Origin of the sequence: Candidatus Thiodiazotropha endolucinida (assembly GCF_001715975.1) — a bacterium.
GTDB lineage: Bacteria > Pseudomonadota > Gammaproteobacteria > Chromatiales > Chromatiaceae > Thiodiazotropha > Thiodiazotropha endolucinida.
Map to the genome: position 1 here is coordinate 195,272 of NZ_MARB01000004.1, position 24,220 is coordinate 219,491.

The 24,220-nt window shown below is 53.1% G+C and carries 24 protein-coding genes and 3 tRNA genes; 14 read left to right on the plus strand and 13 right to left on the minus strand.

Annotated features, from left to right (window positions below):
• The first annotated feature begins 164 nt into the window (after positions 1-164).
• From gspG to CODIS_RS04735, 12 genes are all read left to right on the plus strand, one after another.
• Positions 165-653: a type II secretion system major pseudopilin GspG gene (gene gspG / locus CODIS_RS04680; protein ID WP_069121720.1), complete on the plus strand. Its 489-nt coding sequence runs from the start codon at positions 165-167 to the stop codon at positions 651-653.
• Positions 650-1,168 carry a type II secretion system minor pseudopilin GspH gene (gene gspH, locus CODIS_RS04685; protein ID WP_083220554.1) on the plus strand — a complete coding sequence of 173 codons (519 nt, stop codon included), beginning with the start codon at positions 650-652 and terminating at the stop codon, positions 1,166-1,168. The genes gspG and gspH overlap by 4 nt, the downstream gene beginning before the upstream one ends.
• Entirely contained in the window at positions 1,152-1,568 is a 417-nt protein-coding gene (gene gspI, locus CODIS_RS04690; RefSeq protein ID WP_069121722.1) for a type II secretion system minor pseudopilin GspI, read from the plus strand. Before gspH ends, gspI begins: the two co-directional genes overlap by 17 nt.
• 9 nt (positions 1,569-1,577) lie before the next feature.
• Complete coding sequence (gspJ, locus tag CODIS_RS04695) at positions 1,578-2,216, plus strand: type II secretion system minor pseudopilin GspJ (protein ID WP_069121723.1); 639 nt, start codon at positions 1,578-1,580, stop codon at positions 2,214-2,216.
• A 6-nt stretch (positions 2,217-2,222) separates the two neighbouring features.
• Positions 2,223-3,215, plus strand: coding sequence for a type II secretion system minor pseudopilin GspK (gene gspK, locus CODIS_RS04700; RefSeq protein ID WP_069121724.1), 993 nt, complete (start codon positions 2,223-2,225; stop codon positions 3,213-3,215).
• Positions 3,215-4,444 (plus strand): type II secretion system protein GspL, encoded by a 1,230-nt coding sequence (gene gspL, locus CODIS_RS04705; RefSeq protein ID WP_069121725.1) that lies wholly within the window; start codon positions 3,215-3,217, stop codon positions 4,442-4,444. The genes gspK and gspL overlap by 1 nt, the downstream gene beginning before the upstream one ends.
• Entirely contained in the window at positions 4,441-4,932 is a 492-nt protein-coding gene (gspM, locus tag CODIS_RS04710) for a type II secretion system protein GspM (RefSeq protein ID WP_069121726.1), read from the plus strand. The genes gspL and gspM overlap by 4 nt, the downstream gene beginning before the upstream one ends.
• Positions 4,932-5,684, plus strand: a complete 753-nt coding sequence (locus CODIS_RS04715) for a type II secretion system protein N (RefSeq protein WP_069121727.1) — start codon at positions 4,932-4,934, stop codon at positions 5,682-5,684. Before gspM ends, CODIS_RS04715 begins: the two co-directional genes overlap by 1 nt.
• A 208-nt stretch (positions 5,685-5,892) precedes the next feature.
• On the plus strand, positions 5,893-7,899 hold the full coding sequence (gspD, locus tag CODIS_RS04720; RefSeq protein ID WP_235615126.1) for a type II secretion system secretin GspD: 2,007 nt from the start codon (positions 5,893-5,895) through the stop codon (positions 7,897-7,899).
• A gap of 17 nt (positions 7,900-7,916) precedes the next feature.
• Positions 7,917-9,473: a type II secretion system ATPase GspE gene (gene gspE, locus CODIS_RS04725; RefSeq protein WP_069121728.1), complete on the plus strand. Its 1,557-nt coding sequence runs from the start codon at positions 7,917-7,919 to the stop codon at positions 9,471-9,473.
• Between the two features lie 6 nt (positions 9,474-9,479).
• A complete protein-coding gene (gspF, locus tag CODIS_RS04730; RefSeq protein ID WP_069121729.1) occupies positions 9,480-10,691 on the plus strand; it encodes a type II secretion system inner membrane protein GspF in 1,212 nt (403 codons plus the stop codon).
• Positions 10,692-10,695: 4 nt separating this feature from the next.
• On the plus strand, positions 10,696-11,046 hold the full coding sequence (locus CODIS_RS04735) for a tetratricopeptide repeat protein (protein ID WP_235615127.1): 351 nt from the start codon (positions 10,696-10,698) through the stop codon (positions 11,044-11,046).
• 152 nt (positions 11,047-11,198) lie between these two features.
• On the opposite strand, the gene hemN is transcribed toward CODIS_RS04735, so the two are convergent.
• From hemN to CODIS_RS04760, 5 genes are all read right to left on the minus strand, one after another.
• Positions 11,199-12,584, minus strand: coding sequence for an oxygen-independent coproporphyrinogen III oxidase (gene hemN, locus CODIS_RS04740; RefSeq protein ID WP_069121730.1), 1,386 nt, complete (start codon positions 12,582-12,584; stop codon positions 11,199-11,201).
• A gap of 57 nt (positions 12,585-12,641) precedes the next feature.
• Positions 12,642-12,959 (minus strand): general secretion pathway protein GspF, encoded by a 318-nt coding sequence (locus tag CODIS_RS04745; RefSeq protein WP_069121731.1) that lies wholly within the window; start codon positions 12,957-12,959, stop codon positions 12,642-12,644.
• Between the two features lie 62 nt (positions 12,960-13,021).
• On the minus strand, positions 13,022-13,900 hold the full coding sequence (prmB, locus tag CODIS_RS04750; RefSeq protein WP_069121732.1) for a 50S ribosomal protein L3 N(5)-glutamine methyltransferase: 879 nt from the start codon (positions 13,898-13,900) through the stop codon (positions 13,022-13,024).
• Positions 13,901-14,030: 130 nt separating this feature from the next.
• Complete coding sequence (locus CODIS_RS04755) at positions 14,031-14,504, minus strand: Rrf2 family transcriptional regulator (RefSeq protein ID WP_069121733.1); 474 nt, start codon at positions 14,502-14,504, stop codon at positions 14,031-14,033.
• Between the two features lie 152 nt (positions 14,505-14,656).
• On the minus strand, positions 14,657-15,802 hold the full coding sequence (locus CODIS_RS04760; protein WP_069121734.1) for a GNAT family N-acetyltransferase: 1,146 nt from the start codon (positions 15,800-15,802) through the stop codon (positions 14,657-14,659).
• 316 nt (positions 15,803-16,118) lie between these two features.
• On the opposite strand from CODIS_RS04760, the gene CODIS_RS04765 reads away from it, so the two are divergent.
• Positions 16,119-16,781 carry an SOS response-associated peptidase gene (locus CODIS_RS04765; RefSeq protein WP_069121735.1) on the plus strand — a complete coding sequence of 221 codons (663 nt, stop codon included), beginning with the start codon at positions 16,119-16,121 and terminating at the stop codon, positions 16,779-16,781.
• A gap of 412 nt (positions 16,782-17,193) precedes the next feature.
• A complete protein-coding gene (locus CODIS_RS04770; protein ID WP_069121736.1) occupies positions 17,194-18,717 on the plus strand; it encodes a hemolysin family protein in 1,524 nt (507 codons plus the stop codon).
• 457 nt (positions 18,718-19,174) lie between these two features.
• Here CODIS_RS04770 and CODIS_RS04775 read toward each other — a convergent pair.
• The 8 genes from CODIS_RS04775 to CODIS_RS04810 form a co-directional block, all read right to left on the minus strand.
• Positions 19,175-19,261 (minus strand) — tRNA-Leu (locus CODIS_RS04775).
• A gap of 37 nt (positions 19,262-19,298) precedes the next feature.
• A tRNA-Cys gene (locus CODIS_RS04780) sits at positions 19,299-19,372 on the minus strand.
• Between the two features lie 120 nt (positions 19,373-19,492).
• Positions 19,493-19,568, minus strand: a tRNA-Gly gene (locus CODIS_RS04785).
• Positions 19,569-19,662: 94 nt separating this feature from the next.
• A complete protein-coding gene (locus CODIS_RS04790) occupies positions 19,663-20,100 on the minus strand; it encodes an Hsp20/alpha crystallin family protein (RefSeq protein ID WP_069121737.1) in 438 nt (145 codons plus the stop codon).
• Positions 20,101-20,239: 139 nt separating this feature from the next.
• The gene (gene pgsA, locus CODIS_RS04795; protein WP_069121738.1) at positions 20,240-20,824 is read right to left on the minus strand and encodes a CDP-diacylglycerol--glycerol-3-phosphate 3-phosphatidyltransferase; all 585 of its coding nucleotides are present in this window, start codon (positions 20,822-20,824) and stop codon (positions 20,240-20,242) included.
• A 10-nt stretch (positions 20,825-20,834) separates the two neighbouring features.
• A complete protein-coding gene (gene uvrC, locus CODIS_RS04800) occupies positions 20,835-22,655 on the minus strand; it encodes an excinuclease ABC subunit UvrC (RefSeq protein WP_069121739.1) in 1,821 nt (606 codons plus the stop codon).
• Between the two features lie 211 nt (positions 22,656-22,866).
• On the minus strand, positions 22,867-23,499 hold the full coding sequence (locus tag CODIS_RS04805; RefSeq protein ID WP_069121740.1) for a uracil-DNA glycosylase: 633 nt from the start codon (positions 23,497-23,499) through the stop codon (positions 22,867-22,869).
• On the minus strand, positions 23,496-24,146 hold the full coding sequence (locus tag CODIS_RS04810; protein WP_069121741.1) for a response regulator: 651 nt from the start codon (positions 24,144-24,146) through the stop codon (positions 23,496-23,498). The genes CODIS_RS04805 and CODIS_RS04810 overlap by 4 nt, the downstream gene beginning before the upstream one ends.
• Positions 24,147-24,220: the final 74 nt, after the last annotated feature.

Sequence of the window (24,220 nt, forward strand, 5' to 3'; positions counted from 1 at the left end):
ATAATATTGATTATCAGGATAGGCAATGGCTAATCAATAGTATATGGGATGGTGAACTGATTCACCTCCTCGAACCGGATTGACAGATGAATCTAGATTCCATAACGGATTCCCTCGATAATAGCCCACCATCATACAGATATATTATTTGCGGATTTTAAACCATGATATTAAATGCAGCACATAGAGTAACCCACTCCTTGCCGGTTCACGCCAAAACCGGATACAAAACAAGAAATTATTTGAAATTCAAGGGCTTCACCCTAATAGAAGTGATGGTTGTCGTAGTCATACTCAGCATCCTCGCGGCAATTGTCGTACCTAAGATCATGGACAGGCCCGAACAGGCCCGAATCACCAAGGCAAAGAGTGATATCCGTGCGTTGGAGGCCGCTCTCAACCTCTATCGACTCGATAATATGATATACCCCACAACCGATCAGGGCCTTGAGGCTTTGGTGAGCAAACCGACTGATTCACCGGAACCGAGGAATTGGAAAGAGGGTGGATATCTGGATCGATTGCCCGTCGATCCCTGGGGCAATCCCTATCTCTTTCTCAATCCGGGCACCCAGGGCGTGATCGATATCTACTCTGCGGGGCTCGATCCCCAATCGGCCGATGACGACCTAGGGAACTGGAATCTGGAGTGAAGGTAAACCACTCAACCAACGCCGCAGCCAACCAGCGAGGATTTACGCTCATCGAGGTGATGGTGGTCGTTGTCATCATCGGCATCCTGATCAACTTCGTTACTCTCTCTTTGGGGCGCAGTTCGCCTCAAGACCAGTTAAAGACGGAGGCCCAGCGGCTATCAAATCTGATCGGGCTGGCAAGTGAAGAGGCCCTATTGAGATCAGTCTTGATCGGGGTTGATATCAGCGAGGAAGACTATGGCTTTCTGCGCCTGGAAGAGGGCGTGTGGCAACCAATGGAGGATAACCTGTTTCGTTCACGTCAGTTGCCGGAAGGTATGGAATTCAGTATTGCCTCCTCGCAACAATCCGGGGAGGATGATGAGGAGAACATCCCTGAGATCATTTTACTCAACAGCGGTGAAATGACCCCCTTCGAACTAAAGCTGAGTTCCGACCGGCTAGAGAGCTATTACAGGCTGACCGGCAGTGAGATGGGGGAGCGCACACTCGATCATGTCTCGCCCTATTAATCTTTCCCGCACCGACGCATTTCAGGCTCATAACCCAAGAAACAGGGGCTTTACCCTGCTTGAGATCCTCATCGCCTTAGCGATACTGGCAATCGCATTCGCTTCGATCATCACGGTTGCAGCCAACCAGTCCGTCAACGTCGGTTATTTAAGGGACAAAACCCTGGCACACTGGGTGGCGCTGAACCAGATCACCGAGTTACAGGTTGGCAACAAATGGCCGGCAACCGGGAAACAACAGGGTGACGAAGAGATGGGCCTGACTAAATGGCATTGGCAACGAACCGTCAGCAAAACTCCGGATGACCGGGTTCGGAAGGTGGAAATAGCCGTGTTTCGCAACAGGGGGGATGATGAAGCTGTGACGCGGCTTGTGAGTTTTCTACCCCAACCGATTTAAGTATGTAATATGAACCACCACCCTCGAAGTCACGGTTTTACTCTGTTGGAACTACTGATCGCCATAACGATCTTCGCCATTCTCGCGACATTCGTCTACTCGGGTCTGAAGGTTATCCTCGACACAGAACACCAGACCAGCCTGTACGGTCAACGCATCGCCAAACTCCAACTCGGACTCAATCTCATGCAGCGGGATATTGAACAGATAGTGGGTCGACCGGTGCGCGATCAATACGGTGATCAACAGCCTGCCCTGAAGAGTGGCGGTATATCCGGCATCCTGTTGGAGCTTACACGCGGCGGCTTTTCCAATCCGATGCAGTTGTCACGCAGCAATCTTCAGCGTGTCGGCTACGTCCTGGAAGATAACACCCTCTTCCGTCTCACCTGGCCTACCCTGGACAGACCCCGGGAGAGTGAACCTCACCGACAAAAACTGATCGAAGAGATCTCGTCCCTGGAACTGGTCTTTTACGATAAGGCATTGCAGGAGAAGCGGGAATGGCCACCCCGGACAATCGGGGAGGCGGACGAGGATCCTAGTCTATTGCCGGTCTCTATCGAACTGAAGCTGGAACTCGAAGACTGGGGTTCGATTCGGCGACTGTTCCGCGCAAAACAGCAAGTACCGGTTGAGAATGGGTAAGGTCGCATGCCAGGTATAGCCACTCACAGATCGATGCATGAGAAAGGTGTTGCCCTGATCACCGCCATCATCGTCGTCTCGATAGCCTCCATCGCTGCCGTAGCCATGACCCACGAACTGCAGTTGAACATCCGCCGCAGCAGTAATATTTTCGCCGCCGACCAGGGCTATCTCTTTACCCTGGGCAGTGAAGCCTGGTCGCGGGGAATGCTGATCAGGGACCTGAACAATAACAAGCAGGATGGAAACTACGACGGTCTTGACGAAGACTGGGCCCAAGAACTCCCGCCAACCCCGGTCGAGGGTGGTCAGGTACAGGCGGTCACAGCCGATCTGCAAGCCAGATTCAATCTCAACAATCTCTATCTGAAGACGGACGCGAGCGATGAGGATAAGCAGTTAGTTGCTGAAAATTTAGCCCTTTTCCGGCGTCTTCTGGTGATTTTGGAGTTACCCGAGTCGATTGCACAAGCCACTGCTGACTGGTTGGATGAGGATGTCAAATCGCTCTACCCGGATGGTGCGGAAGATATGGAATATCTCAATTTGGATCCACCCTACCGTACCGCCAACGGAGCTATGGCCAGCCCAACCGAGCTGAGGCTCATCAAAGGCGTGGACCGAGAGGTGTACGAGAAGCTGACCCCCTATATCATAACCCTGCCGGAACAGACCAAAATCAATGTCAACACTGCCGATGCATTAATCATCCAGGCATTGGTTGAAAACCTGAACGATGCAGATGCAGAGCAGTTGATCAGCGAACGGGAAGATGACCCGTTCAAACAGCCAAGTGCATTTATCACGAGACTAAAAGCACTTTTGGATGAAAATAAAGTAAACTCTCAAAAAGTAACCTCGTTAATCTCTGTTGAGAGCCAATATTTTCAAATGGAGACGGTTGTCCGAATGGAAAGCAGTAGCCAAAGATTAGTCAGTCAATTGTATAAGGGTGAGAAGGATGTTGTTGTCATTTCCCGGACCCTCGGAGCTTTCTAATGGCTGAACGCCTGGTTGTTCAGTGCCATGACAGCGACTGCAGCAAGGTCAGTTGGCTGATCAAGGGCGGCGCCAATCAGCAGCCGGCCGAAGGGACCCTGGCGGATGCGGCGAAATTGGCGAAGGGCCGACGAACCCTGGTTTTTATTCCCGCCACCGAACTGCTGATCACCCAGGTCCGGATCCCGACCAGAAACCGGCAGCGTCTGATACAGGCGATTCCATTCTCCCTTGAGAATGAATTGACCGAGGATGTCGATCAACTCCATTTTGCCGCAGGCAATATCGACAGCGATGACATCACCCCTGTCCTGGTCATCGCCAGGCAGAGACTCGACCACTGGCTGGAGACTCTCGAAACAGCGGGGATCGAACCTATCGCCATCTATGCCGATCTGCTCTCTCTACCCTATGAGAGCGGTGCCTGGACCCTCTATCAGGATAGCCGGATTCTGAATATCCGCACCGATAGAGCACGGGGCTTCAGCGCCGACGCCATCAACGGCGCGGCAATACTCAGGCTTGCCCTGCAACAAGACAGCGAGCATCCACCCGGCAAGATCGATCTCTTTCAATCCCCTGATTCCCAGGACCTGATCGATATTAACCAGCTCGATGGCGATTATGAAATCAGCGCGAAACGACTCGATACCCATACCGAGTTGACCGCCTTGCTAGCCGATAATCTGATCGATAAACAGCAGATCAACCTGCTTCAGGGTGATTATCTGCGAGTCGACAAGCTGACGCTGCAATGGAAACGCTGGCTTCCCGCCGCCGTGCTGGCAGCGGTATTCATTGGTCTCACCCTGCTGATGAGCATCCAGCAATACCACCACTACGAACAACAGAGTGCCGCACTCGACAAACAGATCAGAGAGACCTTTCAGCAGGCCTTCCCGGAAGTAAAGCGCATCGTCGACCCGAAGATACAGATGGAGCAGAAACTGAAGAACCTGCGCCAGGGAGATTCAGGCAGTTTCTTGCAATTCACCAGCCTCTTCGTACCTGCCGCTTCGGTCATCAAAAGCAGTCCAAACACCACCCTGGAAAGCATAAGTTTCCGGGATGGCAAACTCGATCTGCAATTAATCATCAAGGAGCTGCAGGCATTGGAGAATTTGAAACAGACTATCGAGGCCAAAAAACTCGCGGTTGAGATCCGCTCGGCCAATGCCACCGGTAACCAGGTCACTTCACATCTACGTATCAGCGGAGTGAATCCATGAAGGAGTGGTGGCAGTCAAAAACACCCCAGGAGCACATGGCCCTGATTATAGGCGCTGCAGCCATCCTACTGCTGCTTGTCTATCTGCTGTTGTGGCGCCCGTTCAATCAGGCCCTGGACAAGAAGGCACTGCTGGTCGAGAGTCAACAGCTCACGCTGAACTGGATGCAGGACAACCTCGATCTGGTCAAAAACCTGCGTAACCAACAGCGGGGAAAAAGCGCCGGCAGTAATGAGGCACTGCTCACCCTGGTCGATAGAACGGCAAAAAAAATCCGACTGAGACAACAGATCCAGCGAATTAAACCCCAGGGTGACAATGCCGTTCAATTATGGATCGAAGAGGCGCCATTCGACACCATCATCAAATGGCTGGGGCAGCTGACGCAAACCCACGCCATCGAGATCGACTCCCTGACGATCGATAGACAAGACAAACCGGGACTGGTCAATGCACGACTGGTCCTGCAGCGGGAAGGGGGATCTTGATGCGCTGGTGGAGTTTTCTATTGATCGGCTTGGGTGGTTACCTGATTTTTCTGCTTGCGGGAACCCCGGCACAACACATCATAGGCTGGGCACTGGCCGAGAACGGTAAACTGCCCTTCTCTTACGCAACCATGAAAGGGAGTTTGTGGCGAGGTAAAATGGAAGCCATCAATTATCAGGGAATACCCCTCGACAAGATTAAGTGGCGCTTCGCACCAAGCGGCCTGCTTCTCGGCAGGATCAGTTTCGATCTTGAACTGCGGCACATGAATAACAAAGTCGATGCGAATGTAGCCCGCACCCTGGGTGGTTTCCAACTGAAGAATGTTGAGGGTCAACTCCCGGCATCGATGATTACCGACATGGCGGACCTCAACCAGATCAGTGTTGAGGGTGATGTTGAACTCAATCTGAGTCATGTTGCCATCGAGACTGAACGCGTCACCTCGGCTGAGGGAGAGATCAAATGGCTTAATCCGGCTCTGCTTCGCCCCTTTAGCCTCAAGGAGGGCAATCTTAAAGCTGATCTGACAACTGACGATAACGGCAATATCAATATCAAGATCAATGACCTGGGCGGGGGCACCTCGGTGGATGGTGAACTGAGTCTCAGTAATGAAGGAAACTATACTCTGAACGGCGCGATCAAACCTGGCGCGGGATCTGACCCCGGTTTGAGCAGCGCATTGAAGGCCGTTGCAAAAAGCCAACCCGACGGTAGTTATCGAATCAGTTTCAGCGGTAGTCTATAGGTATTTTCTGTGATCGGGTGCAACTATCAAAGCCGATTCAGACCTGTATGCCAACGCCCCATCATCTGCTAATATATAATACATTATATATTTACCATAAACCCATGATGAATAAAGATTTTCACCATCCACATCTGATCCTGCCCCAAATCACACACCCACAGGTGCCGCGATTTGGGCGCGAGACTTCGATGGAACCGATTCAACAATGAGTATTTTGCCAACCCTTTTCATGGATAGACAGCACCCGCGCACCGGCCTGTTCTCACGCCTGGTCCTCATGCTGTACACCGTCGCCCTGCTCAACCTTTCGTGGATCCCACTTGGCCATGCGGAACAGATTACCCTCAATCTGAACAATGCCGACATAGAGGCCTTGATCAAAACGGTATCCGAACACACCGGAAAGAACTTCGTCATCGATCCCAGAGTGAAGGGGAAAGTGACGGTCATCTCAGCCCACCCGATGGATCGCGATGAGTTCTATCAGGTATTCCTCTCGATCCTCGAAGTGCATGGTTTCTCAACCATCCCCAGCGGCGATGTGATCAAGGTGGTCCCCGACGTGAAGGCTAAACAGGGTGGGATCCCCACGGTCAACGCCCTCGGACAACTGCCTGGGGATCAGATCGTCACCCGCATCATCCAGGTCAAGAATGTCACCTCCGCGCAACTGGTACCGATTTTACGCCCCCTGATACCCCAGGAGGGCCATCTCGCCGCCTACCCGGACACCAACGTCCTGATTATCTCCGACCGCCGTCAGAATGTTGACCGGTTGATGAAGATCATCGATCAGATCGACAGGGTAAGCGACAGCTCGATCGAGGTGATCACGCTGCAGCATGCCTCCGCTTCCGAGGTGGCACGCATCCTCAACGGTTTACAGACCCCTGCGGCAAAGGGTCAGAAGAATGCCACCAAACTGGTCGCGGACGAACGTACCAACAGCGTGTTGATCAGCGGCGACCCGACGGCCAGGTTACGCTCACGGGTAATCATCGAGCACCTCGACACCCCTTTTGACAATGAGGGCAACGCCCAGGTCATCTACCTGAAATACGCCAACGCCACAGACCTGGTGCAGGTATTGACGGGTGTCAGTGAAAATCTGGACGAGACCAAGCAGGGAGGCGGTAAAGCGGCGGCCAAGGGTAAACCCACGCTGCCGATCAACATCCAGGCCGATGAGGCTGCAAACGCACTGATCATCACCGCGCCGCCCGATCAGTTCCGAGCCCTGCAGGCGATTATCCGCAAACTCGATATCCGCCGGGCCCAAGTTCTGGTGGAGGCGATCATTGCCGAGGTCTCCTACGACAAGGCGAAACAGCTCGGCGTGCAATGGATCGTCGATGGCAGTCCGGATGACAAAGGCCCCATCGGCGTCATTAATCTGGGCTCTCCCGCGATTTCCGACATAGCCTCCGCAGCGGCCGCCGGTACTGGAGTTGCGCTTGGTCCAGGCACCTCACTCGGTTTTGGACGATTCAACAGTGACCGGATCAATTTCGCCGCCCTGATCCAGGCCCTGGAGAGTGATTCCACCTCCAACATCCTCTCCACGCCTACGATCACCACCCTTGATAATCAAGAAGCTGAAATCGTAATCGGCCAGAATGTGCCCTTCATCACCGGCTCTTACAGTTCGACCGGCGGGGTCAGCAACTCGGTAAACCCCTTCCAGACAGTACAGAGGGAGGATGTGGGCCTGACCCTCAAAGTGAAGCCGCAAATCAACGAGGGCAACTCGATCCAACTGGAGATCGAACAGGAGATCTCCAGCATCAACGCCTCCGCCAGTTCCGGCACCAGCGATATCGTCACCAACAAACGAACCATCAAGACCGTGGTCATGGTGGATGATGGCAATACCATCGTACTTGGCGGACTGATTGAGGAGGACCTGCAACAGACCGAAGAGAAGGTGCCTGTGTTGGGTGACATCCCTTTGCTCGGCGCGCTGTTTCGGTCCAACAGGACAACCAAGATTAAACGTAACCTAATGGTCTTCCTGCGTCCTGTGGTGATTCGGGATGACGCCATCAACACCCAGATCGCCAGCGACAAGTACAACTTCTTCCGCGCCCAGCAGCTCAAGATGAAACAGGAGGGCGTTAATCTGATGTCGGATGAGGAGATGCCGGTCCTGCCGCCACGCTTCGGCACCCTCGCCCCGCCATTTGATGATAAAGAGCTGGAACCCGAACATTGATCGGAGAGGAACGAGGCATGTCTGAGAATTCCTCACCCTCTTCGCAGATGGTCGACGAGCTCACTGCAGAATCGGTGCTGCTTGATGAAGCCACGCAGACACCGGTTCAATTGCCCTATGCCTTCGCCCGTCGTCATGGTGTCGTCATCGTCAGGGATGATGAACAGGATCAGCTTCAGCTGGTACATAAGCCAGGGGTCTCGCTCGGTGTGCTCAATGAGGTACGCCGGCTCTTTTCGCAACCCTTGATCTATACCCAGGTCGATGAGGAGACGCTGGAGAAACAGCTTTCGCAGATCTATGAAGCGGGTTCGAAACAGTCCAGTCAGATCATGGAGACGATGGGCGACGACATCGATCTCGACAATGCGGCACGGGCACTGAACCAGCCTGAAGACCTGCTCGAAAGCGACGACGACGCCCCGATCATCAGACTGATCAACGCCCTGTTTACCGAAGCGATCAAGGAACAGGCCTCCGACATCCATATCGAACCCTACGAAAATCGCCTGGTCGTGCGTTTCCGTGTCGATGGCGTATTGCGTGAAGTCCTCACCCCGCCGCGTACCGTGTCGTCTTTTCTGGTCTCACGCATCAAGGTCATGGCCCAGCTCGATATTGCCGAAAAGCGCATCCCGCAGGATGGACGAATCTCACTCAAGGTTGGAAACCGTCCGGTGGACGTTCGTGTCTCCACACTCCCCTCCAGTTATGGCGAACGGGTGGTTCTGCGTCTGCTGGACAAGCAGGCGGGAAGACTCGATCTTGAGCAACTCGGCATGGCGCGGGAACTTCTGCTGCAGGTCGATCCGGGTATCATCAAACGACCACACGGCATCTTTCTGGTCACAGGCCCCACGGGCTCGGGTAAAACCACGACCCTGTATGCAGCCCTGAGCCGACTCAACACCCAGAGTCGCAATATCGTGACCGTTGAAGATCCCATCGAATATTACCTCGACGGCATCGGCCAGACTCAGGTTAACAACAAGGTCGATCTCACCTTCGCACGGGGCTTACGCGCCATCTTGCGCCAGGACCCGGATGTGGTGATGGTGGGTGAGATCCGGGACCTGGAAACCGCCCAGATCGCCGTGCAGGCCAGTCTGACCGGCCATCTGGTGATGTCGAGTCTACATACCAATACCGCCATCGGCAGTATTACCCGTCTTCGCGACATGGGTGTGGAGCCCTTTCTGCTCTCATCCAGCCTGATCGGGGTACTCGCTCAGCGCCTGGTGCGCACCCTATGCCCGCACTGCAAGTCACCATACACGGCCAGTGAAGAGGAACTGCAGATGTTGGAGCGTCCCACAACCGAGGAGATCACGCTCTATACCTCAACGGGGTGCGAGAAGTGCCATAACCATGGCTATCTCGGCAGGACGGGCATCTATGAACTCATCACCATCGATGAGACATTGCGCAACCTGATCCACAAAGGCAGCGGCGAAATCGAAATGCTGGAGCATGCCAGAACCATGAGCGACAGTATTCGTCAGGATGGAATGAAGCGCGTACTCAGTGGCGATACCACGATCGACGAAATCATTCGCGTTACCCAGGAGGGTTGATCAACCTTGGACGCCTTTGAATACGTAGCACTCGACCCGACAGGGAAGGAGCGACGCGGCGTACTGGAGGGTGACAGCCCGAGACAGGTACGCCAGCAATTACGCGAATCAGGCCTCACACCACTGACCATCGATGTTGCAAGTGGCGCCACTCAAGAAAGAAAAAGCAGCCTCTTTCAACGCCATATCAATGCCATGGAGCTGGCATTGATAACCCGCCAGATGGCAACCCTGCTAAGGTCCGGCCTGCCTTTGGAACATGTTCTGAAGACAACCGCATCCCAGTCCGATAAGCGTCACGTGGAACGCACACTGCTGGCCGTAAGAGCAAAGGTACTGGAGGGTCGTACCCTGGCGGATGGCCTGAGTGAATTCCCCAAGACCTTTCCCGAACTTTATATCAAGACTGTTTCGTCAGGTGAGCAATCGGGGCACCTCGAAGTGGTACTGGAACGCCTGGCCGACTATACGGAACAACGCCAACAGATGCGTCAGAAGACCATCTTCGCCCTTTTCTATCCGGCACTGTTGACCATCGTCTCCTTTCTCATCGTGGTTGGCCTGCTGACCTATATCGTGCCTCAGGTAACGCGAGTGTTCGAAACCATGCAGGCAGAACTTCCCTGGATCACTCGGGCGCTGATGACCACCAGTGATGTCTTCCGTACCTATGGTGTCCCTATCTTTGTACTGCTGTTGCTTCTCGGGCTCTTGTTCAGCTATCTGCTGAAAAAACCCGGCCCCAAACGCTGGTGGCACCGAATGATGTTACGCATCCCTTTGGTCGGTCGTCTGGTTCGCACCTCCAATGCCGCCCGCTTTTCCCGCACCTTAAGCATCATGGCAGCCAGCAGCGTACCGATCCTGGACGCGATGCGTATCGCATCCCAGGTATTGACCAATCTGCCCATGCGCAATGCCGTGGAGGAAGCCACCTCCCGGGTACGGGAGGGCACCAGCCTCTACCGGGCTCTGGAAAAGACAGGCTACTTTCCACCCATGACCCTCAGCCTGCTGGCGAGTGGAGAATCGAGCGGCAACCTGGAAGGCATGCTGGAACGGTCGGCGGATATCCAGGAACGGGAGATCGAGACCCTGGTCTCGACCATTCAAGGATTATTCGAACCGATACTTATCCTTGTGATGGGTGGTATTGTACTGGTTATCGTGCTGGCCATACTGCTTCCTATCTTCGACCTCAATCAACTGGTAGGCTGATGCCATGAATATCCACCCACGACTGAAATTCACTCTTCTGTTACTCGGCATGCTGCCAGGTCTTATCGCCTTGAACGGTTGCAGCACCACACCCGACAGTGCGCAGATGGACGAAACCGCAGCCATTCTCAAAGAGGCGCACAGGGCCTATAACATCAAGGCTTATAAAAAGGTTTTCCAATTAATCTTCCCACTTGCCGCCGCCGGCAACGACAAGGCGCAATATGCCCTGGGTTACCTGTTCTATCACGGTTTAGGCGTCGAGAAGAGTGACCGCCAGGCCATGCATTGGATTCAGCAGGCGGCAGCGCAGGGCAACAAGAAAGCGCAGAGGGCGTTGATACCGAACAATTAAAGAGGCCGAATGCGGTGCGGCAAGCCGCACCCTACGCTTCCACTATCCCGTATACTCATTCACAGGTAGAAAAACGGCATTCAGTGCGATAGGAGAACAAGGTATGGATTCCCACGGTTAACCGTAGGAACGAGAAGAAAACAGATTTTTCGTCAGATAACCTTGGAAAAGCTCCCCTGCGACTGCTTGCTGCTGAGATAGGCATCGAACTGCATACAGATATTTCTGATCAGCAAGCGCCCCCTCGGCAGCACCTTGATCTCGTCATCATCGATGCTCAGCAGGCCATCCGCAACCATCCCCTGCAACGATTCGATCTCGTTGGCGAAATACTCTTCGAACACAATATTCCAGTGCTTCTCCACATCTGCCATTGAAAGGGAAAAATGGCAGATAAGCCGGGTAATCACATCACGCCGCAACCGGTCATCCCGGTTCAGCTCCACCCCGCGGAAGACCGCCAGCCTGCCGCTGTCGATGCGCTGGTAATACTCATCGAGACTGCGCATATTCTGCGCGTAGCTCGGACCCACCATACCGATCGAGGTAGCCCCCAGGCCGATCAGATCGCAATCGGCATGGGTCGAATAACCCTGGAAATTGCGATACAGGGTACCGTCCTCCTGTGCCAGCACCAGTTCATCATTCGGTTTTGCGAAGTGATCCATGCCGACGTAGACATAGCCGGCCGCCGACAGTTTTTCGATGCTCATCTGCAGGATATCGAGCTTTTCCTGCGGGGGCGGCAGTTCCTCCTCGTTGATACGCCGCTGCGGTTTGAAGCGCTCCGGGAGGTGGGCATAGTTGAATACCGAGAGCCGGTCAGGATCAACCTCGAGAATCTGATCCAGGGTGCTGGAGAAGCTCTCAACGCTCTGGAAAGGCAGCCCATAGATGAGATCGATGCTGATGGAACGAAAACCTTCATCCCGAGCGGACTGTAATACAGTCAGGGTTTCATCCTTGCTCTGGATCCGGTTTACCGCTTTCTGTACCCGCTGATCAAAATCCTGCACACCCAGGCTCATGCGATTGAAGCCCAACTCACGCAGCAGCTTGATGGTATCCCCTTGCGCCTCACGGGGATCTATCTCGATGGAATACTCACCCGTATCATCGTCCAGCAGGGTGAAGGCCTTGCGTGTCTGGTCCACTAGTTCACGCATCTCGTCATGGCTGATGAATGTGGGTGTCCCTCCTCCCCAATGGAGCTGGGTCACCACTCTCGAAGCGTCGAACAACTCCGACTGCATGCGCAGTTCTTCGTTGATGCGGGCGAGATAGCCCGCCGCCAGGCTGCGGTCCTTGGTCGCCACCTTGTTGCAGGCACAGTAGAAGCAGACCGTGTCACAGAAGGGTATGTGGAAATAGAGCGATAGGGGATTGGAGGATTCGTTGCTCTCCCTTGCGACCCGCTTGTATTCCTCCTCGTTAAACCCATCATGGAACTGAACCGCTGTGGGGTAAGAGGTGTAGCGCGGACCGCTCTGATCATATTTGGCGATCAGCTCAAGATCGAATTGTGTCGAATGATCCATGAATGAATTGTCTCTAATAATAATTAATATTACGCTGGGCAGGCAGCAAACAGTCGCCTACTCCCCATCCACTTCTACGCCCTTGCGGTGTGTTTCATTGATCTGACGTAACAAAATGGCAAAGGGAATATCTTCGCCATGGCGGTTTACCAGTGACATAAACGACAGGTCTTCACGGCCGAAGTGATATTCACCCTCCTCCATCTGACGGTAGAGGGCCTTGATGCCCTCCTCCAATGGCTCGAGGAATGACGGATATCGGCCCATCTCATCCATCTGATAGTCATAGCAGTCTCTAAGGTCGTCAACTTCGAAGACGGCCTGCTTGACCCACTCCACATACTCTTCCGCACTGCGCGCACGCTGTAAGCTCATCTGCTGTCCAGTCTCTCATTAATCCGAATATTGCGTCCGATCACTATGAACATACCCTTCACCTATTCTGCCAGATCAGCCGCCGATAACAGAAATACCCCCTCCCCACCACGCTCGAAATCGAGCCAGACAAAGGGGATTTCCGGGTAGCTGTCCATCAGTAGTTGGGCACTGTTTCCAACCTCGACGATCATTATACCCCGGGGGGAGAGATGCCTCTTTGCCTGTTTCAGTATCCGTTGGACAATCTCAAGCCCGTTTTCATTCGCCTGCAGGGCCAATACCGGTTCATGCCGGTACTCATCCGGAAGACCCTCCATCTCGGCCGCACCGACATAGGGAGGGTTGGAAACGATCAGATCATACTCTTTATCCGGCAGCTTCTCGAAAAGATCCGACTGATGGAGTGTCACGCGTTTCTGCAGACCATATTCAGCAATATTCTGCTTCGCCACCGCTAACGCACCGGCGGAGATATCGGCCAGGTCGACGTGACTTTCGGGGAGACAGGCCGCCGCGGCGATACCGATACAGCCACTGCCGCAGCAGAGATCAAGAATCCGCGGTTCCGTTGAAGGCCCCAGCCAGGGTGAAAACCCCTTTTCAATCAACTCTGCGATGGGTGAACGGGGTATCAGCACCTGTTCGTTGATATGAAATCTCATGCCTGCAAACCAGGCTTCCCCCAACAGGTAGGGGAGCGGCACGCGCTCATCGATTCGGCGCTGAATCAGGCCAAGCACGCGTTCACGCTCATCACCCGTCAGTCGGCAGCTGAACCAGCTCGCAGGGAGATCGGGGGGCTGGTGCAACGCACCCAGGACCAGGGCAGCGGCCTCATCCAATGCATTGTCGGTACCATGTCCAAAAAACAGGTTTGCTTCTGTAAAGCGACTGGCGCCCCAACGAATGAAATCTGCAATGGATATAAGTGTCTGCACGGAAGCAACTGGCTGAAAAACCGTGAATCATAACCGATTCGGCCAGTAAGTTATACGGTGTTATCCCAACACGCAACGGGGCGGAAGGCCTAATGGCCTCCACCCCGGAGTGAATCAATCCAATGAAAAATCAGGCTGCCTGAGAGCTGGAGTCGCCCCCAACAACACTAAGCGGTGCTTCCTCCGACTCTTCACTCTTGTTCAGGTTTCTGCGTACCAGATCACCCAGTGAAATGTTTGCCAGGAAATTGAAAATCTCGCTGCTCAGGTCGTCCCATAAGGTATGAGTCAGGCAGCGGGCGCCGCCACTGCAGTTCTGCCTGCCGCCACAGCGGGTGAACTCCACCCACTCATCGACCGCACAGATAATGTTGGCGATTGAGATCTCATCGGCGCTTTTACCCAGATAGTAGCCGCCGCCAGGCCCTCTGACACCGCGTACCAGATCCTTGTTTCTCAAAGCAGCGAACAGCTGTTCCAGATATGACAGTGAGATTCCCTGGTTTTCGGATATCTCAGCCAGTGTAACCGGACCATTTTTGCCGTTTAGTGCAAGATCCAGCATAGCGGTAACCGCATAACGTCCTTTCGTTGACAATCTCATTGGTTTTCTCCAGTGGTACTCATTGCATTACCCAGTAAATCACTTGGTAATTAGACTAGAGTAACTAAGTAAATTAGTCAACTTTTATCGTAGAAAAATTCGTAAAAATTGGGGTATTTAGTATTTTTTACCTATTTATCTAATGGTTACAGTTATTCAGGAGACGATTTGTCCCTATATGGCGAGCTTGAGAGGAGGCTTTTCTCATAATCCTTGATCGCCGGCGTCTCTCTGGAGAGAAAATCCCCGATACTCAGACTGAAATGCGGATCACCGATCCAGTGGTAGGAGCGGGTCTGAACAGGCAGAAATCCCCGCCAGATCTTATGCTCCCCTTGTGCGCCCGGCTCGAAACGTTGTAATCCGTGCTTGATGGCATACTCGATACCCTGATAGTAACAGGTCTCGAAGTGGAGGCTGTCGTAGTGATGCAAAGCGCCCCAATGACGGCCATAGAGCACCGACGGACTGCGATAGAGCAGCGCACCGGCAATACAGACAGCATCGTCATAGGCCAGAATCAGCAATACCTGCTCCCCCAGGCTGCGGCCCACCTCACGAAAAAAACCGGCATTCAAGGTGGGCAAACTATAGCGTTCTTCGAAAGTCTTTGTATAGAAGCCGGCAAACAACTGCCACTCACTATCCGAGACCTCATCGCCATGCAACACCCGAAACCTTACCCCGGCATCCATCACCTTTCGCCTCTCCTGCCGGATGTTTTTCCTGCGCTTCGCCGTCAATCGGGCAAGAAAGTGATCAAAGTCCTCATACGCCTGATTGTGCCAGTGGAACTGCACACCCAGGCGCTCCAGCATGCCCATCGACCTTAATAACGCCCCCTCTTCCCGGGTGGTGAACAACCAGTGCATCGAAGAGAAATCGGATTCGATTGCCAGCTGCTTGGTTGCAGTGATCATCTCTCTTCGTAATTGGCCGGCATCCGAGTCCGGAGCAACCAAAAGCCGCTCACCGTAAGCGGGGGTATAGGGAATCGCACACACCATTTTAGGGTAGTAACGCATGCCGCTTCGCTGATAGGCGTCGGCCCATGCATGGTCAAAAACGAATTCGCCATAGGAGTTCGTCTTGATATAGAGCGGGGACAGCCCCACCATACGTCCATCATCACGAATCACCAGATGGCAGGGCATCCAGCCGAACTTCCTGCCCACACAATCATGATGCTCCAGCGCGGCATGAAAGGCGTACTTCAGAAAGGGATTATCGTCGCGTACCAACGCATCCCACTCGGTTCGCTTCAACTCATCGATGCTGTGGTGAAATTCAACCTGCATGGACTGCCCTCTAACCACTCTTAGCGAAAATCGGTACCTGAATACTCATTGTAGCCAGCGTTCAAAATCATGGCCCGATAGACAAACCACTAACCCATGACTCTCATTCGACGCTCACATCAGCTAACATGGGTATAAAATCAGAGATCGAAACGACCACGAAATATTTGTCAGTAATTGTTCCTATACAGGTCCTGTCAACAGGCCTCAGGTTAGTTTCGACATCATCCTAACTAAAATTCACGCCATTGGTTCCATTGTTTTAATAGGGATACTGGCGTCCATTTCATCCAAACAATGAGGCGATGGTGGGTCTATGTGTGGCAGGTTTTATCTCGATGTGGCCGCTGAAGAAATGATTGAATATTTTGGCCTATCTTCCGCACCGCAGATCACTCCGCATTACAATATCGCACCCTCTCAGCAGATAGCTGCCATCAAATCGAAAGGCAATATCAGGGAATTGGTCAAGTTGCATTGGGGATTGATACCTTCTTGGGCAAAAGACAAAAAGTTCGCTTACCGCACCATTAATGCCCGCGCTGAGACCATCGACAGCAAACCGTCATACCGTACGGCTTTCAAACATCGCAGATGCCTGATCCCCGCCAGTGGATATTTCGAGTGGAAAGCGACCGACCAGGGGAAGCAGCCTTACTGCATCACATCCGACAACGGAAAACCCTTCGCCTTTGCGGGTCTGTATGAGCATTGGGAAAGCAGCCAGGGCGAGAAGATCGATTCATGCACCATTGTCGTTACGGAAGCCAAGGGTGATATTGCAACCATCCACGACAGAATGCCGGTGATACTGTCACCCGATAATTATGACGCCTGGCTCAACAAGGAAACCAAGGATCTGGAAATCCTGAAGCCCCTGTTGCTATCCCATGAATCGGATAACCTTCACCTCTTTCCTGTCAGCCGCAATGTGAACAGTCCTGGAAACAACTCACCCGACAATGTCAAACCCATCTGATAACCAACCCGCTAGTTAACTATATGGAATTTATATGGACGGAGTGAGTGGGACCTGGTGCCGGGGCCGGTGTTGCATTGAATGTCTATTTACTTGTTTTTAATAATTATCAAGTAGATAGAGATTTCTATATACCTCCTTTTCTATGTTCAACCCACTAAAGCAAAGGCATCTTCCTCATTGGCAGGTGGATAGGCCAGGTTGTGATAGGGGCAAGATTTCTCCGGGTTGCTAGAGTGGGGGAGCGCAAGAACGATCCCCAATTCAATATGGAAACTGTTGCAATAAAGCAACCACGGCGCCTGATGTCATAGCTAGGAGCTGTAAAATCTTGTATTGTGTCAGGTTAAACCTGAATTTTTGTCTACTGTATCAATTATACTTTCACCTTCCATCCGGGGAGAAGAGACAGATGGACTGGATACTGATAAGCAAGCTATTCCTGATCCTGCTACTGATCATCGGTAACGCCTTTTTCGTTGGGTCTGAGATCGCCCTGACCTCCGCCCGACGTAGTCGTATCAAACAGCTGGCTAGTACAGGCAACAAGTCCGCCAAGATCGTCCAAGTGCTCCACAACGAGCCTGAGCGGTTCTATTCAGTCACCCAGATCGGTATCACCCTTGTGTCGCTGGCCCTGGGCGCCATCGGTATGATCACCCTAACACAGGTCATGGATCCGAGCATCGAGGCGGCTTTCGGATGGTTTGGCCAAAGTGAAGAGATATTGGGCTGGGCACACACATTCTCTTATATCATTGCCTTTATCATCATCTCTTTCTTGCACGTGGTGGCGGGCGAACTGGCCCCCAAGGTGCTGGCCTTCCACAAAGCAGAGGCTATGAGCCTGTCTGTGGCGTGGATCATCAACGGTCTCCACACCATAATGCGCCCCGTTATCTGGGTCATGAACCACTCTTCCAATGGCCTGCTCTGGTTGTTCGGTCAACGCGACCTTGCCGCCCATGGTGAAGGACACTTTTCCATGACCGGTGATGAGATCCGAACCATTCTCAGTGCCAGTGAGCAGGAGGGGGCTCTCGACCCCCAGCTGACTATGATGCTGAGAGGGGTGTTCGACCTGGATGATCACACTGCGCGGGACGCCATGATTCCTCGTACGGAAGTAGAGGGTGTCCCGAATACCGCCACCGTGGCCGATGTACTTGACCTCTTCAAGGAAGAGCTACGCGAGCGCTATCCTGTCTACGAAACGTCTCTCGACAATATCGTCGGCATCGTCTCCATGAAGGAGCTGCTGAATAGACTGGCCACAGCGGAGAGCCCGGAGTCATCCACCAGCATCATCAAACTTCCGGTAAGCGAAGTGATGATGCCAGCCTATTTCGTCCCGGATACCATGCGCCTGAGCCTGCTGCTCAAGGACTTCACCAGCAACCGTCGGCAAATTGCCATCGTGCTGGACGAGTATGGCGGTACCGAAGGGCTGATCACCCTGGAGGATATCCTCGAAGAGATCGTGGGTGACTACGAGGACGAATTTACGCCCAGGCACCGTCACATAAAGATGGAGGACAAGCAACACTTTATCATCAATGGCGGAGTCCGGGTGACGGAGCTGGAGCCGAAATTGAACTTCCCCTTCCCCACCGGCGATTACGTGACCATGGGAGGACTCATTCATCACAGTCTTGGCCGGATCGCGGAAGTCGGCGACCTTGTCCAGCTTGAGGGGGCTTTATTAGAAGTCCTGGAGATGGACAACCACCGGATCACCAAGGTGTCGTTCCAACACCAGATTACGGAGGAGGAGCCGGAAGAAACGGAGCCTCAGGTCGAAGAAGAAAAAGCTAACCAATCTTTTTTGAAGGGGTCACCAGAGGAAGTTCTCAAGGACATAAATGACCGACCGGAGGTACAGGAAGTAGAAGCAGCGACGGAAAAAGAGACAGATTCCAATGTAAAGGTAGTTTAAATGGCATGAAACCATGCAATATCAGGCAATCAGGATTGTGATGGTTTCTCCATATATGCTGTTCATTGAATAACTCATCTCTCGCCACAGGGAAGTCGGCCTTCTATGACATTTCTGTCCGTCGGCTCGCTGTCTTGCGCTTAGGCTTCCTTCAGACATCCCCTCACAGGCTTGCCCTTACCCTCGACTAAAAAAATAAAGTAAAGTAAAGGGGTCAAGTCTGTACTTATATTTATTTGCTCTCCCACACGTTTATTTTCATTTGGTGAGACGCTTTAACCAAGCAAGCGTCTACAATACCGTGCAATAGTTACCCATACCAAACAATCTGCCTATCTCTGTCTAATGAAGTGTGAATAGTCCTAAAAAAATAACTCGCCTGAAGATATAAAACCTATCTGATAGCCAAGCCGATAGTAAGCGATATGAAATTAGTAGGGATGGAGTTAGTGGGATCTGGTGCCCGGGGCCGGAATCGAACCGGCACGACCCGAAGGTCGAGAGATTTTAAGTCTCTTGCGTCTACCAATTTCGCCACCCGGGCGGAGTGGTTTTTTTTGATAGCTGTCACGGCAATGAGATGGAGGCTGAGCCCGGAATCGAACCGAGGTCCACGGCTTTGCAGGCCGCTGCATAACCACTCTGCCACTCAGCCCAAAAAAAGCAATTCTATCACCTATCGTTGATGAATCGAATTATTAAGTACGCCCCGGTAAAAGCAGAGCATACTTTAAACAAAAAAAAGCCCCGGGTTGTGCCGAGGCCTTCTTCAACTTGGAGCGGGAAACGAGATTCGAACTCGCGACCCCAACCTTGGCAAGGTTGTGCTCTACCAACTGAGCTATTCCCGCTTGATTCAGGAAGGGCGTATTGTAGCTACAGTTCGTCGTCTGTCAACCTTTTCCTGCCAGCGCGGCATGGAGATCGGGGCTATGCAGGCGGGTATCAAGGATAGGCCCGGTAGGGCAGCGAAATGACGATCTCACCCTCGTTTTCAGTCCTCTGCATCCCATTCACATCCGCATCCCATGGCAGTCTGAACCGGCGGCGCATCGAAGAGGAGGATGAGACAAAGCTATAACCCCTTTCGCTGCGGTTTTCCACGCGGTGTGCCTCTACGTTCTCCACCAGCAGGGAGCGTCCATCCACACTCACCTGTATCGCCTCGGGCGAGTAGCCTTGCAGAAAGATCCGCAAATGGTACCCCGAATCATCCCGATCCTGTCTGAATCGGACACGTCGCTGTACTTGGAAGGATGATGGTGCATCCATGCCCCTGTTGTAAGACCCGCCAGGATTGTAATAGCCAGGAGGTTGCGCATGCAGTTGGGCAGCGGCCGCAACCATAATCAAGACGCTGACAAGATAAAGCACGCTTTTCATCGCAAACCTCCTCTAATATTCCTATGTTTCCTATTGTTAAGCTTAGCAGTTCAATAGCTCTAAACATGCCCGGATCAGATGCCGGTGGATGATATGACCTGGTGAATCTATCAACCCGCTATGGTGTGGCGGGGGTCGACTACTTGCGTTCCAATGAACCACCCATCTGACGCTCTCCCAACAGGCTGGGCAAGGCGGCCCGGATATAGATCACCATCGACCAGAGTGTGAGTATGGCAGCAATATAGAGCAGCACAAAGCCAACGGTATAAACAGGAATATTCCACAACGGCTTTTCGTAGATCAGCAGCAGAATGGCAATCATCTGCACCGCTGTCTTAAATTTACCGATATACGAGACCGCCACCATTGTCCTGGCGCCCAGTTCGGCCATCCACTCACGCAGGGCCGATATTGTAATCTCACGACCGATGATGACTGCCGCCGGGATAGCGAATGCCGGTGTCGGCTCCGACTGTACGAGCAGTAACAGAGAGACCGCCACCATCAGTTTGTCCGCCACCGGGTCGAGAAAGGCGCCAAACGGCGATACCTGGCCCCAGCGTCTGGCCAGGTAGCCATCGAACCAGTCCGTCACGGCGGCGATTGAAAATACCACGGCACAGCTGAGACGCGCCCACTCCACCGGGAGATAGAAAAGCAGTACGAATACCGGTATCAAGACTATTCGCAACAGTGTGAGAATGTTAGGAATATTCCACATTTTTCAATCGCTAGCCCTTATCATGAAATGCGTGATAGATCTGCTCCGCCAAGGCTGTACTGATCCCCTCGACTCTGGAAATATCCTCTATCCCTGCCCTCGAAAGCTCTTGCAGGCCGCCAAACTGTTTCATCAGCCGCTGTCTGCGTTTGGGACCTATGCCCGGAATCTGTTCCAGAACCGACCGGTTTCGGCTCTTCGAGCGTCGCTGCCGGTGTGCTGTTATGGCGAAACGATGGGCTTCATCCCGAATCTGCTGGATTAAATGCAATGCTGGTGAATCAGCAGGCAGTATAAAGGGTGCTCTGCGCCCCAACAAGAACAGCTGTTCCTGACCGACCTTTCGGTCTGCACCCTTTGCCACCCCAACCAGGGTCAAACCCGAGATACCGAGATCCTGCAGGCGCTCATGCACAGCACCGATCTGACCCTTGCCACCGTCGATGAAAAGTATATCAGGCAACGCCACTTCACCTTTCTTAACCCTGCGGTAACGGCGCTCCAGCGCCTGAGCCATGGCGGCATAATCGTCCCCCGGGGTGATGTCTTCGATATTGAAGCGCCGGTAATCGGACTTCAGCGGCCCCTGTTCATTGAAGACAACACAGGATGCGACAGTCGACTCACCCCGTGTATGGCTGATATCGAAGCACTCCATCCGCTCAGGGATAGCCGGCAGTTGCAAGGCCTGCTGCAATGCCTGCAACCGCTCCTCCATACCGGCCTGGGCGCTGAGCCGGGCCTGCAGGGCGAGTTCCGCATTCCCCTGCGCCATCTTCAACCAGCGTGCGCGCTCTCCACGTACCCTGCTGCTGATACGGACCCGCCGCTCCGCCTGTTGGCTGAGCACCTCTTCCAGCAGCCCCTTCTCAGCCAACCGGTGATTGAGGATGATCTCGTTGGGAACCGGTTTTTCCAGATAGTATTGAGAGACAAACGCCTGCAGAATCGTCTCATCGGTGGCATCCCGGGGCACCGATGGATAGAACGACTTGTTGCCGAGGTTCCGTCCTGAGCGAATGTAAAACACCTGGATACAGGCACTTCCCCCTCGCTTGGCCAGGGCAACGATATCCAGATCCCCCCCTTCACCACTCACATATTGCCGCTCCTGAATCCTCCTTAGATGCTTGATCTGATCCCGGTAGATGGCCGCCTGTTCAAAATCCAGATTGCCGGAGGCCCGCTCCATCCACGCCACCAGTTCATCGACCACCTGGCTTGTTTTGCCCTCCAGGAAAAGTACCGCATGCTGTACATCCTCCCCGTAGGCCTGCGTCGAGATCAAGCCGACACAGGGTCCGCTGCAACGCTTTATCTGATATTGCAGGCACGCCCTCGATCGGTTGCGAAAAAAACTCTCTTCGCATTGACGGACAGGGAATAGCTTTTGCAGTACCTGGAGGGTTTCACGCGTCGACCCGGCGCTGGGATAGGGACCGAAGTAGCGCCCCTTTCCCCGCCGTGCGCCTCGTCTGAAGGAGAGTGCGGGATAGGTATGGTCAGTGGAGAGATAGATATAGGGGTAACTCTTGTCATCCCGCAACAGAACATTGTATTTGGGCTTGAGTGACTTGATGAGATGATTTTCGAGCAGCAGCGCTTCGGCCTCCGTGTGGGTGACGATGACCTCAATCTGGGCAATCTGCCCCACCATGATCTGAATGCGCCGATTGAGACTGCGGGTAAAGTAACTGGACACCCGCTTTTTCAGATTCCTGGCCTTGCCGACATAGAGTACATTGCCCTCGGCGTTGACCATGCGATAGACACCTGGCCTGGTGGTCAGGGTCTTGAGAAAGGCGGTGTGATCGAATTCATTCTGCTGCATGGTCTAGAGTCTGTTAACACTGATCCAATCGGCTCTGCAGGCGCAAATAATAAGTGGTACCGGTAATTTGGGATATTAACAATCTTTATCCCTGGGACGACAGGCTCACGGTGAAAGCAACACCACCTGGGTAACCAATCTTCACAAAAAAACGGACCGCACTGGATTTGTTCGATGGAGCCGGCGAATGTGGGACACACCAGTGATCGGGTTATCGACCGTCGAGCAGTTTCCTGGCACGCCGAAAGACCTTTTTAAACATCGCCGGGGTGAGCCTGCGGGTTTGGGTGTTGTAACGACTGCAGTGATAGGAGTCGATCATCAAGTGCCGTTCGTCGAGCTGATGCTCCATACCGTGGGAAAACGGATAGGCCTTCTGCCTAAGCCCAAGGGCCTTGATCACCGCCTGATGGGCGATCGATCCCAGGCTAATGACAATACTCCTCGCCGGCATATTTTCCAGTTCATGCTGTAGAAACCCGTTGCAGGTGTTGATTTCACTGCCGATCGGCTTGTTTTGAGGCGGAAGACACTTCACGGCATTGGTGATTCTGCAATTTTGCAACTGAAGGCCGTCGTTACGCGAGCTGGCTTCAGGTTGATTTGCAAAACCGAACTGGTGGAGTGTCTGATAGAGCAGGATACCGGCGTGATCACCGGTAAAGGGTCGACCCGTGGCATTGGCGCCATGCAACCCCGGCGCCAGACCGACAATCAGCAGTTGAGCATCATTATCGCCGAAAGGCGCAACCGGGGCAGCATGGTAGTCTGGGTAATCCGCTTTCACCCGGCCAAGAAAATCAACCAAACGGGGGCAAAGACGACACTTGGCGTCGAAGGTCATGAATGGTTTTCGGAATCTTTCAATATGCCATGCCGATAGGCAAGGCGCGTCAATTCAACGTCATTTTTGATATCGAGCTTATCGTATATACGTTGCCGATAGGTGCTGACAGTTTTTGGACTCAGGGAGAGGATATCGGATATTTCCAGGTTCTTGTGTCCCTCCAGTATCTGCAGCAATACCTGCACTTCCCTCGATGACAGCATCTTAAAGGGATTCTCTGAATTCCCATGCCACTCCATCAATGCATGTTTCCTGGCCACATCAGACGCGATGTAGTGATGACCTTCGTAGACAGCCTTGATGGCGCGCAGCATCTCATCGGCCGGACATCCCTTGGTGAGAAAACCCATTGCGCCCACCTCATGCAGGCGGGAGGGAAAGGGATCTTCATCAAGAATGGTAAGGGCTATCACCTTCAGATCAGGTTTGATACGCAATAGCCTGCGGGTTGCTTCAATACCGCCCATGCCCGGCATATTGACATCCATCAGTACTAAGTCGGGAGAGGTCTTTTGTACCAACTCAATCGCCTCTTCACCGCTTGACGCTTCTCCAGCGACATCGATATCGTGCGCCTTATCCAAGATCCCCTTTACACCGGTTCTGATCAGCTCGTGATCATCAACCAGTAGAACTTTTATCATCTCTATATCTCATCAGGTCCTTCTTGTATCTATTTAACTGACCGGAATTGCATTCCTTTGTCGCTTCAAGAGTT